14 protein-coding genes are annotated in these 12,505 nt (G+C 63.0%); 8 read left to right on the top strand and 6 right to left on the bottom strand.

Annotated features, from left to right (window positions below):
* Positions 1–69: 69 nt before the first annotated feature.
* Positions 70–696: a transglutaminase-like cysteine peptidase gene (locus AC56QX_RS25415; protein ID WP_497111252.1), complete on the bottom strand. Its 627-nt coding sequence runs from the start codon at positions 694–696 to the stop codon at positions 70–72.
* 132 nt (positions 697–828) lie between these two features.
* Positions 829–1,701 carry an undecaprenyl-diphosphate phosphatase gene (locus AC56QX_RS25420; protein ID WP_497111253.1) on the bottom strand — a complete coding sequence of 291 codons (873 nt, stop codon included), beginning with the start codon at positions 1,699–1,701 and terminating at the stop codon, positions 829–831.
* 166 nt (positions 1,702–1,867) lie between these two features.
* Between AC56QX_RS25420 and AC56QX_RS25425 the strand changes: the two genes are divergently transcribed.
* Complete coding sequence (locus AC56QX_RS25425; RefSeq protein ID WP_497111254.1) at positions 1,868–2,773, top strand: hypothetical protein; 906 nt, start codon at positions 1,868–1,870, stop codon at positions 2,771–2,773.
* Positions 2,774–2,777: 4 nt separating this feature from the next.
* Here the strand turns inward: AC56QX_RS25425 and AC56QX_RS25430 are convergent, their stop codons facing one another.
* Entirely contained in the window at positions 2,778–2,990 is a 213-nt protein-coding gene (locus tag AC56QX_RS25430; RefSeq protein ID WP_497111255.1) for a hypothetical protein, read from the bottom strand.
* A 151-nt stretch (positions 2,991–3,141) separates the two neighbouring features.
* Complete coding sequence (locus tag AC56QX_RS25435) at positions 3,142–3,540, bottom strand: GFA family protein (protein WP_497111256.1); 399 nt, start codon at positions 3,538–3,540, stop codon at positions 3,142–3,144.
* A 114-nt stretch (positions 3,541–3,654) separates the two neighbouring features.
* Here AC56QX_RS25435 and AC56QX_RS25440 point away from each other — a divergent pair, with 114 nt between their 5' ends.
* Positions 3,655–4,683: an isopenicillin N synthase family dioxygenase gene (locus AC56QX_RS25440; protein ID WP_497111257.1), complete on the top strand. Its 1,029-nt coding sequence runs from the start codon at positions 3,655–3,657 to the stop codon at positions 4,681–4,683.
* Between the two features lie 62 nt (positions 4,684–4,745).
* Here the strand turns inward: AC56QX_RS25440 and AC56QX_RS25445 are convergent, their stop codons facing one another.
* Positions 4,746–4,994, bottom strand: a complete 249-nt coding sequence (locus tag AC56QX_RS25445) for a ParB N-terminal domain-containing protein (RefSeq protein WP_497111258.1) — start codon at positions 4,992–4,994, stop codon at positions 4,746–4,748.
* 155 nt (positions 4,995–5,149) lie between these two features.
* Here AC56QX_RS25445 and AC56QX_RS25450 point away from each other — a divergent pair, with 155 nt between their 5' ends.
* Genes AC56QX_RS25450 through AC56QX_RS25475 form a run of 6 tightly spaced genes read left to right on the top strand, consistent with a single transcriptional unit; the run spans position 5,150 to position 11,198 of the window.
* Positions 5,150–6,793 carry a N,N-dimethylformamidase beta subunit family domain-containing protein gene (locus AC56QX_RS25450; RefSeq protein WP_497111259.1) on the top strand — a complete coding sequence of 548 codons (1,644 nt, stop codon included), beginning with the start codon at positions 5,150–5,152 and terminating at the stop codon, positions 6,791–6,793.
* 1 nt (position 6,794) lies between these two features.
* Complete coding sequence (locus AC56QX_RS25455; protein ID WP_497111260.1) at positions 6,795–8,180, top strand: aminotransferase family protein; 1,386 nt, start codon at positions 6,795–6,797, stop codon at positions 8,178–8,180.
* Positions 8,181–8,183: 3 nt separating this feature from the next.
* Positions 8,184–9,113, top strand: a complete 930-nt coding sequence (gene kce, locus AC56QX_RS25460; RefSeq protein ID WP_497111261.1) for a 3,5-dioxohexanoate:acetyl-CoA acetone transferase — start codon at positions 8,184–8,186, stop codon at positions 9,111–9,113.
* Positions 9,114–9,132: 19 nt separating this feature from the next.
* The gene (locus AC56QX_RS25465) at positions 9,133–9,642 is read left to right on the top strand and encodes a 2-thiouracil desulfurase family protein (protein WP_497111262.1); all 510 of its coding nucleotides are present in this window, start codon (positions 9,133–9,135) and stop codon (positions 9,640–9,642) included.
* Positions 9,643–9,645: 3 nt separating this feature from the next.
* A complete protein-coding gene (locus AC56QX_RS25470; RefSeq protein ID WP_497111263.1) occupies positions 9,646–10,173 on the top strand; it encodes a GNAT family N-acetyltransferase in 528 nt (175 codons plus the stop codon).
* Positions 10,170–11,198 (top strand): histone deacetylase family protein, encoded by a 1,029-nt coding sequence (locus AC56QX_RS25475; RefSeq protein ID WP_497111264.1) that lies wholly within the window; start codon positions 10,170–10,172, stop codon positions 11,196–11,198. The genes AC56QX_RS25470 and AC56QX_RS25475 overlap by 4 nt, the downstream gene beginning before the upstream one ends.
* A gap of 15 nt (positions 11,199–11,213) precedes the next feature.
* Here the strand turns inward: AC56QX_RS25475 and AC56QX_RS25480 are convergent, their stop codons facing one another.
* Entirely contained in the window at positions 11,214–12,482 is a 1,269-nt protein-coding gene (locus tag AC56QX_RS25480; RefSeq protein ID WP_497111265.1) for a cysteine desulfurase-like protein, read from the bottom strand.
* Positions 12,483–12,505 lie beyond the last annotated feature (23 nt).

Here is a 12,505-nt window from a genome sequence, read left to right on the forward strand (position 1 = left end):
ACCGGCACTATGAAGACCGGTTCGGGAGCATGGATCAGCATATGCGGCCGGCGCGGCCGGGCGACGAGACTATTTGACCGAGCTGACCAGCTGTTCGTCGCCACCAAGGATTGAAACCCAGTGCCCGGTGTTGTCGCTCGCCTGCCGTTTCAGATAGCGATAGCTGGTCTGGTTCCAGAGGCGGACCTTGTCGGTCAGATTGTCGAGGATGAAGTCGCCCTTGTCGGTTCGCACCGTCAGCACGGCGTGACCTTCGCCATCCGGCTTGCGGACCACCGTCATCAAAAGATTGGCCACGGCGATGCCCAGGCTGTTGAGCTCACGCCGCTTTTCCAGGGCGTAGTCCTCGCAGTCGCCGAAACCGTTGTCGGGATAGGCCCACCACTCGTCCTTGCCGTAATTGTCCATGTCGCTCATCGGCTTGACGCGTGTGTTGACCGAGAGATTCACAGCCGAGATATCGTGCAGCAGCTTGCTGCTCATATGTTCCGGTTCGCTATTGGGCGAACGGATCGAGCATTCGGCGACATGGATCTTGCAAAAATCATAGTGGCCAATCGGCTGGGAGGTCGTGCCGCCGACAACCATGGAAACGGGCGCGGCATAGGCGGAACTCGCCGCCGCACAGAAAGCGGACAGCGCAAACGCCAGCCCCAGCCCCTTCGCCTTGCGGCGCCAACCCATCGAGGATGCCATCCGGCCCCACCCATCTGTTTTGTTAACAGAATGTTAAAGGGTGTTATCTTCCGAAGTCAATGAACGCCGCTGATCACATCTCCGGGGGATCGACTCATGCATCCAAGTGGTGCCGGCGCGCAACACTGCCTGTCAAGCCAGCCATCCCATCGCCACGCCGAGCAGCAGGACGACGCCGAGCAGGCCGCGGTAGATGACGAAAGGCCAGGCGGAGAAACGTTCCAGCACGCGCATCAGGCCCCAGATGGCGAAGAAGGCGGAGATCGAAGCGACGACCAGCCCTGTGGCCAGAACCGACCAGCCATGGGCGTCGAGATGAACCTTGTGCAGTTCCCACAGCTCCTTGAGCCCGGCCAGCGCGATCGCGGGCAGCCCGAGCAGGAACGAGAAGCGCGCCGCCTCGGCCCGCTTGAAGCCGAGCCCCAGTGCCGCCGTTAGGGTCGAGCCCGAACGCGAGACGCCGGGGATCAGCGCGCCGATCTGGGCGACACCGACAAGCAACGCGTCGGCAAGCGACGCTTCCGCTATGGTGCGCTTGTGGCGGGCAAAGATCTCGGCCAACGCCAGCAGGATCGCCATGGCGATGCAGGACCAGCCGATCACGCTCAGGCTGCGCAGTGGCGAATTGCAGGCGTTGAGCACGCCCGACAGCGCGACGCCGGCAATGACGATCGGGATCGTCGCCAGCACGATCCAGGAAGCCAGCTGGAAATGCCGGTCGGTGAAATCGCGCCGTGTGAGCGCGTCGAGCGAACCGAACAGGAGATCCCTGACATCGCCCCAGAAATAGCTGATGACGGCGGCAAGGGCGGCAAGCTGCATGGCGGCGGAGAAGGCAGACCCCGGATCCTGCCAGCCGAGCACCGCCGGCACAATGCGCATATGGGCGGTCGAGGAAATCGGCAGCAATTCGGTGATGCCTTGCACCAGGCCGAGAAAGGCGACCTTGGCATATCCCAGGCCAACAAAGCCGGTGTCTATGCCTTGAGTGCAGATGTCAGCCATATCGAGCCTTTCTGTCGAACAACCATGAGGGGCGCCCCCCGCCGAGCAATAGTCTGGCGATCCCCGGAATCCTATTTACGGATTTGTAATGCGCCGCTTGACAAGCCGCGCTCTCATATTATTCTTCGCTAATCTTACACTGTAAGATAAATAATGGAGGAGAGCCATGCTGACCGCCTTGTCAGAATTGCAGCCCCTACCTGAACCGCACCCGCCCGGCATTGCGATCGAGGATGTCTCGCGTGACCTGAGCCGCGCCATCGAGCGCGCCGAGGTGCGTGCCTGGCTCGACCTCTATGCCGCCGCGCCCGCCGATTTCGCCGCAAGGCAAGGGCTTTCGATCGCCAGGGAAGGCGACCTCGCCTGGACCACCTGCACGACGATCCCGTTCGTCCATTTCAACTGCGTGAAGAATTTCGGCGTCGACAGCCCAGCCTCCGAAAGCCAGCTCGACGCGCTGTTGGCGCATTACCGGGCCGCCGGCATTTCGCGGCCCTGGTTCTATGTCAATCCGCACACCGAACCATCACGTCTCAGATGCTGGCTCGAGGCGCGCGGCCTGCAGCGCCAGGGCGGCTGGGAGCGGATTTATCGCGAGGCGGAACCGCTGTCATCCGAGCCGCTCTTCATGGCTGACGGGGTTTCAGTCGAACGCGTGACGACGGCAACGGCAAGCGAGTGGGCCGGCTTCATCGACAGAAGCTACCGGCTGCCCACTTCGCCTTGGCTGCTGGCTCTGGTCGGCCGACAGGGCTGGCATCACTACATGGCCAAGCAGGATGGCACGGTGGTGGCGGTGCGCTCACTGTTCATCGGCGCCGACGGCGCGGCCTGGAGCGGCATCGAAGCGCCGGTGCCGGGCATCATGGCGCCGAGCTTCGATCTGGATGCCATGCTTGGAGAGGCGCTGGTGCGCGACGGTATTGCGGCCGGAGCGAAACTGTTCGTCGCCGACATCGAGGCGCCGCATGAGGAGCGCGACGGACCGGCCTATCGCAACTATGCGCGCCTCGGCTTCAGAATCGCCTATTTCCGCAGCCATTACAGCTATCTGCCGGCTAGCTCAAACTGACCGCCTAGTTACGCAGCCATTGCTGGAAACAGCTTTTGACCACCATATGGGCCGGCGGAACAACCGGCCGATCGGCGGGTGCGTCATCGACCACCCGGCTACGAACCCGTTCGAGCAGCATGCGCACCTGTTCCGGGCGCACGCGGTCGCGCTCCATGACAAGCAGGACCATTGGATCGCTCAAAAGCTCGTCCAGGGTGCTGATGCTGTCGTTCATCCGTCGTCTCCTCGAATGCCGGCCCGCGCTGCATAGATAGGAAGACAAAGATGGCCCGCCAATGACGTTTTGCCGGCTATCGCGTGTTGTTTTGGATTAAATTTTGGTCATGGTTTCACCTTCCTTCTTCCCTTGTGGGAGAAGGAAAGACCTAGCCCGGCGGCGGAGCGCCTTCATGTTGCGGCAGGCCGTCATCGAGCACCACCCAGGGCTGTTTCGAGGCGGTGAAAATATGCATCTGCGGCTTGAAGCCCGAGGGGTCGTCGAGCGAGCCGGTGGTGATGCCGATGATGCCGGCGGAGTCGCGGCGTGAAAACATCGTCGTGCCGCAGTTCGGGCAAAAACCGCGCTTGAGATCGGGCGAGGTGTTCACGGTCGCCAGCGGGCCCTCGATGGTCACATCATCGATGCGAAACAGCACGCGCGCGTTGAAGGCAGCGCCGATCGCCTTTTGGCAGAGCCGGCAATGGCAGACGCGTTCGTTGATGGGCGCCGCGTCGGCGCGGTAGCGCACCGATCCGCACAGGCAACCGCCGTGATGTTTAGTCATCGCCTTGATCCACAAATGGAGGAAATAAGCGGCAAGGTAGTCGCGCGATCGACAGGGTCAATTGAAAAGCTTTGATACAACGCCATCGATAATCGGAATGCGATGCAGTTCACCATGGCGCAAGACATCGAAACCATCGGCATTGCGGATCTGTTCGGGCCGCCCTCGCCCGCCCGCGACCGCACTGACATCAGCATCATGGCCGCTGCCTCGGGGATCGGCTTCATGGCGGTTCGGGATTTTCCGGGCGACGCTTGGCTGACGCCGCACGGCAGAGCGCAATTGCTGCGCATCTTCGACCTTCCCCAACCTGAGAAGCAGAAACTGCTGCGCTGGAATTTCGACCGCAGCAAAAAGAACGTCTATCGCGGCTGGTTCCCGCTGCAGCCGACAGCCGTTTCCTACAAGGAAGGCATCGACATGGGGCCGGATCTCACTGATACGGCAGGCGTCTCGGCCTCAGACGATCCGCTGTGCGAGCCGACGCCCTTGCCGGCCGAAGATACCCTGCCCGGCTGGCGCACGGCGGCGGCGGATTACTACGGCGCGATGGGGACAGTCGGCAACGCGCTGATGCGGTCGATCGCGCGCGGGCTCGGCCTGCCGGAAACGATCTTCGATCCCTATTTCGAGCATGGCATCTCGACGCTGCGCCTGATCCGCTACCCCCTGCGCGACGCCAGTGCGGGCATCGACATCAGCGGGCCTGACTTCTCGGTGGTCCACAAGGGGGAGACACGCACCATCATTGGCCGCGAGCATGCCGATTCCGGTTTTGTCACCTTGCTGGCGCAGGACGGTGTCGAAGGCTTGCAGGCAAAAAACCTCGCCGGCGAATGGATCGACGTGCCGCCGGCCAACGGCACGCTGGCGGTCAATTTCGGCAAGTTGCTGGAGCGCTGGACCGGCGGACGTGTCCGAGCGACGCGGCACCGGGTGATTGCGCCAAAGACGGCACGGTTTTCGATCCCGTTTTTCTACGAGCCGCGTGTCGACGCCGAGATCGCGCCGCTGCCACTGAGCGGCGCGGAGGCTTTCGAACCATTTCTCTATGGTGACTATCTCTGGGAGTCGGCGACGAATTTCGTCGAGATGAGCGGCATCAAGCATCTCAGGCACCCCCGTCGGGCAGGGGCTTCCTAGAGCAACATGCCGGCCATCTCGCGGGAGACAGCCGCAAGTTGGGAATGCCGCGAAGGCGCGCGTCAGTGGCGCTTGGCTTGCACCAGATAGGCGTCGATCTCGGTCTCGCCGAGCCACTTGGCCGCTTCAAGCCGGTGCAGGCCTTCAACGAGGATATGGCGCTTGCCGTCGTGGCGGACCTGGATCGGCGTCTTTAGACCATTCTCCAGAATATCCTCGGCGAGGCTCCGCACGGTCTCGGGGTGCAATGTCTTCTTGCGCGCCGTCGGCACGTAGATATCGTCGAGCTTGACCTTCTGGACCCTGAGCATGCCTATCCCCATGGCGGAAACGCCGCCTTTCCTGAGATAGTCCGTTTACTGAAGGCGGCCAAGGGCGCGGCTAACGAATGCTGGCCTGATCGTTTCCATTTGACGCTCGGCCTCCAGATCGCCGAAATGGCGCGCCTCGACCTTTTTCGGTGTCCATGACCCATCTGCCGACCGAGTTCCCCGATTTCGGACTGACGCCAGAGCAGCGCCGCCACGCCGTGCGCGGCCACTATTATGAATGGCCAGGCATGGATGGCGAGCGCGGCGAGATCTGGTGCTACAGCGACCGCTTTTCCTACCGCGCCGGTGAGACGGTGACGCTGCATGTCAGTTCGACAGCTCCAGCATTCAACACGGCGATCGTTCGTGACGGCGCCACCGAGACGAAAGTGTTCGAGAAATCGGGCATAGCGGCGGTCTGGCAGGACACTTCAGACCAATGTTCCGCCGAGGGTTGCGGCTGGGAAGCCGCCTTCGAATTCCGTGTCGAGAGCGACTGGCCGTCCGGTGCCTATCGGATAACGCTGACTGCCGTTGGCCATGATGGCAGGCCGATCCACAGCCATCATCTCTTCATCGTCAGCCCGCAGCCCGGCAGGAAGCCCGGCCGCGTGCTGCAGGTGGCGGCGACGGGCACCTGGCTTGCCTACAACACCTGGGGCGGCTCCAACCACTACCAGGGCATTACCGGGCCAAACCGCGACCAGTATTCGCCCGTCGTGTCGACGCAACGGCCCTGGTGCCGTGGTTTCGTCGTGCTGCCGAAGGACGCGCCGCGCGTGCCGCTGGAAGTCGCCGTGCCGCCGAAGACGGTGCCACGCTATCCCCATATGGAGTGGGCGCTCGCCACCGGCCATTCGAAGAAATATGCCTCGTCCGGCTGGGCAAGCTATGACAGCCACTTCTTCCGCTTCGCCGAGCGGGCCGGCTACGAAGTCGATCTCGCCAGCCAGCACGATTTGCATGTCTCGCCAGACATTCTCGACGGCTATGACTGTGCCGTCTTCGTCGGCCATGACGAGTACTGGACCTGGGAAATGCGCGATGCAGTCGACACCTACGTCGAACGCGGCGGCCATGCGGCGCGCTTTGCCGGCAATTTCATGTGGCAGACGCGGCTGGAGGACGAGGGGCGCCGCCAGGTCTGCTACAAATACCGCGCGCGCAAGGAGGATCCCGCCTATCTCCAAGGCGGCGACGTGACGCGTGCTACCAACTCTTGGGAAGCGCCGGAAATCGGTCGGCCGGGTTCGGCGACCTTTGGGCTCAACGCAACGCGCGGCGTCTATGCCGGCTGGGGCGGCTGCGCGCCGCGCGGTGTGCGCGGCTTTCCGGTCTACCGGCCCGAGCACTGGGCCTTTGCCGGCACCGGCATCTATTATGGCGACCTGCTCGGCGCCGACGGCCATGTCTATGGCTATGAGGTCGATGGGCTCGACTTCGAGATACGCGGCGGCCTGCCCTACCCCACATCAGACAGCGGTGCGCCTGATGGATTGCAGGTTCTCGCGGTAGGCATGGCGAGCCAGGTGGAGGAAAGCGCCGACATCCCGATCGAGGACCAGTTCCTCACCGACGAGGATGGCCGCTTCACCGCCGAGACGCTTTTCGGCGAGGCGAGCGACGCCAATCTCGAAAAAGTCAAACGCGGCAACGGCATGATCGTCAATTTCCCGCGCGGCAAGGGCGAGGTGTTCCACGCCGGAAGCTGCGAATGGGTGGCCGGCCTGCTAAGACAAGACCCGATGGTCGAACGCGTCACCCAAAATGTCCTTGATCGCTACCTTGGAAAGTCCTGACATGTCGAAGACCCAGACCGCCACTCAAGACATCGAGAGCCGGCGAGAATCGCATCTGTTCTACCTATCCAGCCTGCGCCGGCCGCTGATCGACCGCGCCGAGGGCATCTATATGTGGACGCAGGACGGCCGCCGCTTCATCGACGGTTCGAGCGGGCCGATGGTCGCCAATATCGGCCATTCCAACCGCAATGTGCTCGACGCCATGAAGCGGCAGATGGACCGTGCCACCTTCGCCTACCGGCTGCATTTCGAGAACGAACCGGCGGAAGAGCTCGCGCGCGAGCTGGCCGGCAAGCTGCCGGAAGGCATGGACCGCATCTTCTTCGTTTCTGGCGGCTCGGAGGCGACGGAATCCTGCATCAAGCTGGCACGGCAATGGGCTGTCGCCACCGGCCAGGCCAGCCGCTGGAAGGTGATCACCCGCTTCCCCTCCTATCACGGCGGCACGCTGGGTTCGCTCTCGATCACCGGCGACGACGCGCTGTCAGAGACCTTTGAGCCGATGATGCGGGTGATGCCGACAGTGCCGGCGCCCACGGCCTGGCGCGACCGCGACAATCTCTCGATGGAGCAACGCGGCGTTCGCTATGCCGACATGCTGGAGGAGAAGATTCTTGCCGAAGGCCCTGAGAGCGTCGTCGCCTTCATCATGGAACCGATCGGCGGTGCTGCCACCGCGGCATTGGTGGCTCCCGACAGCTACTATGCGCGTGTGCGCGAAATCTGCGACCGCTATGGCATCCTGCTTATCCATGACGAAGTGATGAGCGGCGCCGGCCGCACCGGCAAGTTCCTCGGCGGCGACCACTGGAACTGCATGCCCGACATCGTCGCGCTGTCGAAGGGGCTGGGCTCGGGCTATGCGCCGCTCGGAGCGCTGGCCGCCCCGATGCGGCTGGTGCAGCCGCTGCTCGCTTCCGGCGGCTTCCAGCATGGCCACACCTATGCCGGCAATCCGCTTGCCTGCGCCGCCGGCCTTGCCGTGCTCGGCGAAATGGACCGGCTCGACCTGATCGCCAATGCCGCCGCCATGGGCGATGTGCTGATGGACGGGCTGAGGGGGTTGGCGAAGCGCTTTCCCTTCATCGCCGACGTGCGCGGCAAGGGCCTGCTCACCGGTGCCGAGATGGTTGCCGATCCCGAGACGTTGCGGCCGATCGACCAGAGCAAGAAAGCCACGCAGCGGCTCCTCGATCTGGCCTACGAGCGCGGGTTGATCATCTATGGCCGCAGGGTCAAGGGCGGCGTCGACGGCGACAACTTCATGGTCGCGCCGCCGATGATCGTAACCAGCGAACAGGTCGGCGAGATCATCTCCATCATCGGCGACTCGCTGGAGGTTCTGGCCGCAGAGCTCGCCCTTCCGGTCGAAGGCCAGGGCTAAAAAATGGCGCCGCGAAAAGTCATCATCACCTGCGCCGTCACCGGCTCGGTGCACACGCCGTCGATGTCGCCCTATCTGCCGGTGACGCCGGACCAGATCGCTGCCGATGCCATCGCCGCAGCGGAAGCCGGTGCCTCGATCCTGCATTTGCACGCCCGCGATCCCAAAGATGGCCGCCCAACCGCCGATCCGGACGTGTTCATGCAGTTCCTGCCGCGCATCAAACAGGCGACCGATGCGGTGATCAACATCACCACCGGCGGCTCCTCGCTGATGACACTGGACCAGCGGCTGGCGGCCCCTTTGCGGGCCGAGCCCGAAATGTGTTCGCTCAACATGGGCTCGATGAATTTCGCGCTGTTCCCGATGCTCGACAAGCCACGCGAATGGCAGCACGAATGGGAGCCGAAACTACTCGAAGCCACCCGCGACACCATCTTCAAGAACACCTTCGCCGACATGGAGGGCGTGCTCGAAAGGCTGGGCAAGGGCTGCGGTACGCGCTTCGAATTCGAATGCTACGATGTTGGCCATCTCTATTCGCTGGCGCATTTCCGCGACCGCGGTTTGGTGTCGGGACCGCTGTTCATCCAGTTCGTGCTGGGCATTCTGGGCGGCATCGGCGCCGATCCGGACAATCTCATCCATATGAAGCGGATCGCCGACAAGCTGTTCGGCGACAGCTACCAATTCTCGGTACTGGCCGCCGGCCGCCAGCAGATGGCGCTGATTTCGATCGCCGCGGCGATGGGCGGCAATGTCCGTGTCGGGCTGGAGGACAGTCTCTACGATGGCCGCCAGCTGGCGAAATCCAATGCCGATCAGGTGCGCCGCATCCGTGGCATTCTCGAGGGCCTGTCGCTGGAGGTTGCCACGCCGGCTGAGGCGCGTGAGATGCTGGCGCTGAAGGGTGGGGACAGGGTAGCTTTCTAGAGGCAAGGGAGGAGCTGATATGGAAAGGGTTCTCGTCTCCGCCTGCTTGCTCGGCAGTCACGTCCGTTATAACGGCTCCTACCGGCTCAACAACCATCCGACACTGATGCGCTGGCAGGAAGAAGGGCGGGTTGTGCAAATCTGCCCAGAGGTTGCCGCAGGTTTCTCAACGCCACGTCCTCCGGCGGAAATTCGCGGTGCAGTCGATGGCGGCGCGGTGCTTCACGGCCAGGGTCGAGTGGTCGAGCAGACGGGAAATGATGTGACCGCACTTTATTTCGAAGCCGGGCAGCTTGCGCTCGAACTCGCCCGAGAAACTGGATGCCGCTATGCGGTTCTTACCGATGGCAGCCCGTCCTGCGGCAGCAGCTTCGTCTATGACGGCAGTTTTGCCGGCAAACGGGTGACAGGTCGTGGCACGACCACCGCGCTGCTAGAAGCGAACGGCATTCGCGTCTTTTCGGAAGACAATATCGGCGACCTTGAGGATCTCCTGAACAAGCGCGGCTCAGCTGGAACCGTGACCTGATCCATGGCAGACAAGATCCAGACCGCGACCAGCGATACCGTCATCCGCCACGGCACCCTCGATGACGTCGAAACCATCCACGCAGCGCTTCTCAAACTTGGCACCCATATCGGCGCCCATCAGGAGATCACGTCCACATCAGATGATCTCCGCCGCTACGGCTTTGGCGGAAAGCCTGCCTTCTCCACCCTGATCGCCGAAGTCGGCGGCGAATTCGCCGGCCTGTGTCTGCATTTCCCGATCTTTTCGACCTGGATGGGGCGGCCCGGGGTCTATGTGCAGGACCTTTATGTCGAGGATAGGTTTCGCGGCCGCAAGATCGGCGAGCGCCTGCTGCGGCGCGTCGCGGCAGAGTGCCGGAAGGACGGGGGCGTCTATCTCAGACTGTCCGTCGACACCGACAATGAGGGTGCCAAGGCCTTCTACGAGAGGCTGGGCATCGCCTGGTCGAGTTACGAACAGACGCAGAAGATCATCGGCGAGGCTTTCTTTGCCTTCGCCGACGGGCCGGGGAATGGGGAGCGGGAATGAAAGCCTTTTATGCGCAGGAGCAGAAGCGCCACGACCCCAAGGCCTTTCTTTCCAGTGGTGCACCGCAGCCCAATCCGGAAAAACCCGAGCGTGTCGAAAGATTGTTGGCCGGCGCAAAATCTGCGGGCTGCACGATCGAGCGGCCACGCAATTACGGCCTCGCCCCGGTCTCGGCGGTGCACACGCCCGAATATCTCGACTTCCTCGAACATATTTTCGAGCGCTGGCAACGTATCGATGGCGCGTCTGCCGAGGTCATCCCCAACATCCACCCGATCGCCCGCACCGGCTCCTATCCCGCCTCCGCCGTCGGCCAGGCCGGCTACCATATGGCCGATACCGCTTGCCCGATCTCGGGCGAGACCTGGCAAAGCGCGCTGTGGAGTGCCTGGAGCGCTGTCGAAGCCGCCGAAGCCGTGATGGCAGGCGCGCCGGCCGCCTATGCGCTGTGCCGTCCGCCCGGCCACCACGCCTTTGCCGATGTCGCCGGCGGCTTCTGCTTCATCAACAATTCGGCCGTCGCCGCGCAGATGCTGCGCAAGCAGGCGGCGCGGGTGGCGATCCTCGATGTCGACCTGCACCATGGCAATGGCACGCAAGGCATTTTTTATGCGCGGCCCGATGTGCTCACCGTCTCGCTGCACGCCGATCCGGTGCGCTTTTACCCATTTTTCTGGGGTCACGCCGACGAGCGTGGCGAAGGCCCGGGCCTTGGTTACAACTTCAACCTGCCGCTGCCGCGCAAATCCGCCGACGCGGCGTTTCTGGAAGCGCTCGAGGTGGCGTTCCAGCGTGTTCGGTCCTTCTCGCCCGACGCGTTGGTCGTGGCGCTTGGCCTCGACGCCTTCGAGGGCGATCCGTTCGGCGGGCTTTCGGTGACGACGCCAGGTTTCTCCCGCATTGGCGAAGCGATCGCCAAGCTCGGCCTGCCGACGGTCATCGTCCAGGAAGGCGGCTATCTCTGCGACGAACTTGGCGACAACCTCACCGCCTTCCTCACCGGCTTTGGCGGCAAGGCGCGGTGAAGGCTCAGCCTGACTTCACGAGCGCTGCTGTCTGAGCATGGCGATGACCCGGTGCACGCTCTCCAGCGTCTCGTCGATTTCGCCAGCCGTGTTGTAGTGCGCGATACCGATGCGCACGACGCCTTGCTCGGCAGGAATGCCGAGCTGGTGGACGATCTCCCAGGCGTAGTTGTGACCGGACCAGAGGAAGATGTTTTCGGCGTTCATCTGCCGGACGATTGTTTCCGGCACAATGCCGTCGACGGTGAATGAGACTGTCGGCACGCGATCGCCGAGCCGTTTCGGGTCGGTGATGCCGTGGATGGTCAAGCCTGAAATGTCGGACAGGCCGTCGATCAGCCTTTGCGCCAACGGGTTTTCATAACCGATGGCGACTTCGAACGCCTTGGCGATCTTCTGTCTGCGCGAACCACCCTCGCCCGCCGCAGCCCCCAGTTCGGCAAAATAGTCGACCGCCGCCGTGAGGCCGGCCATCAGTTCGATCTGCGGCGTGCCAAGCTCGAACCGCTCCGGCAGACCATCGGACGAACAGCGACATTTGTAGGGTTTCAGGCCATCGATGACATCCAGCCGTCCCCACAAAATCCCCATATGCGGACCGAAGAATTTATAGGCCGAACAGATCAGGAAATCGCAGCCGAGATCCCTGACGTCGATCAGTCCGTGCGGAGCGAACTGGACGGCGTCGACATAGACCAGGGCGCCGGCCTGTTTTGCGATGGCAGTCAGGGACTTAACCCGGTTGATCGAGCCGGTCAGGTTCGAGGCATAGTTCAATGCGACCAGCCGCGTCTTGTCGGACAGCAGCCCGGCCAGCGTCGCCTCTTCGACCTGCCAGCTCTTTTCATCGAATGCCAGCCATCGCACCACGAGACCAAGGTCCTCGGCCAGTTGCAGCCAGGGCGACACATTGCCCTCATGGTCCATGCGGGTGAGGATGATCTCGTCGCCGGGCTTCAGCGTGCGGCCGAGTGTGCGCGACATGTGGTAGGTCAGCGTCGTCATGTTGGCGCCGATGATGATTTCCTCAGGGCTCGCCGCACCGAGAAAATCGGCCATCGCTTGATGCGCCTCGTCGACGACAGCTTGAGCCGCGATCGTCGTTTCGAAATAACCGCCGAGATTGGCATTGGTGGTGAGCAGGCAGCGCGACACCGCATCGGCGACAGCCTGCGGCACCTGCGTGCCGGCGGGGTTGTCGAGATAGATGCGACGGCGCCCCTTGTCGGTCAGGAAAAGGGCCGGAAATTTTCCACGCACGGCCTCGATCGGCAAATCCACCATTGTCTCCACCCCTCTGTTATTCC

The sequence above is a fragment of the Mesorhizobium sp. RCAM 06353 genome (assembly GCF_059683585.1).

What these genes read in the sequence shown, in the direction of transcription:
- AC56QX_RS25415 (WP_497111252.1), bottom strand. Translation starts at nt 696, where the DNA reads ATGGCATCCTCGATGGGTTGGCGCCGCAAGGCGAAGGGGCTGGGGCTG.
- AC56QX_RS25420 (WP_497111253.1), bottom strand. Translation starts at nt 1,701, where the DNA reads ATGGCTGACATCTGCACTCAAGGCATAGACACCGGCTTTGTTGGCCTG.
- AC56QX_RS25425 (WP_497111254.1), top strand. Translation starts at nt 1,868, where the DNA reads ATGCTGACCGCCTTGTCAGAATTGCAGCCCCTACCTGAACCGCACCCG.
- AC56QX_RS25430 (WP_497111255.1), bottom strand. Translation starts at nt 2,990, where the DNA reads ATGAACGACAGCATCAGCACCCTGGACGAGCTTTTGAGCGATCCAATG.
- AC56QX_RS25435 (WP_497111256.1), bottom strand. Translation starts at nt 3,540, where the DNA reads ATGACTAAACATCACGGCGGTTGCCTGTGCGGATCGGTGCGCTACCGC.
- AC56QX_RS25440 (WP_497111257.1), top strand. Translation starts at nt 3,655, where the DNA reads ATGGCGCAAGACATCGAAACCATCGGCATTGCGGATCTGTTCGGGCCG.
- AC56QX_RS25445 (WP_497111258.1), bottom strand. Translation starts at nt 4,994, where the DNA reads ATGCTCAGGGTCCAGAAGGTCAAGCTCGACGATATCTACGTGCCGACG.
- AC56QX_RS25450 (WP_497111259.1), top strand. Translation starts at nt 5,150, where the DNA reads ATGACCCATCTGCCGACCGAGTTCCCCGATTTCGGACTGACGCCAGAG.
- AC56QX_RS25455 (WP_497111260.1), top strand. Translation starts at nt 6,795, where the DNA reads ATGTCGAAGACCCAGACCGCCACTCAAGACATCGAGAGCCGGCGAGAA.
- kce (WP_497111261.1), top strand. Translation starts at nt 8,184, where the DNA reads ATGGCGCCGCGAAAAGTCATCATCACCTGCGCCGTCACCGGCTCGGTG.
- AC56QX_RS25465 (WP_497111262.1), top strand. Translation starts at nt 9,133, where the DNA reads ATGGAAAGGGTTCTCGTCTCCGCCTGCTTGCTCGGCAGTCACGTCCGT.
- AC56QX_RS25470 (WP_497111263.1), top strand. Translation starts at nt 9,646, where the DNA reads ATGGCAGACAAGATCCAGACCGCGACCAGCGATACCGTCATCCGCCAC.
- AC56QX_RS25475 (WP_497111264.1), top strand. Translation starts at nt 10,170, where the DNA reads ATGAAAGCCTTTTATGCGCAGGAGCAGAAGCGCCACGACCCCAAGGCC.
- AC56QX_RS25480 (WP_497111265.1), bottom strand. Translation starts at nt 12,482, where the DNA reads ATGGTGGATTTGCCGATCGAGGCCGTGCGTGGAAAATTTCCGGCCCTT.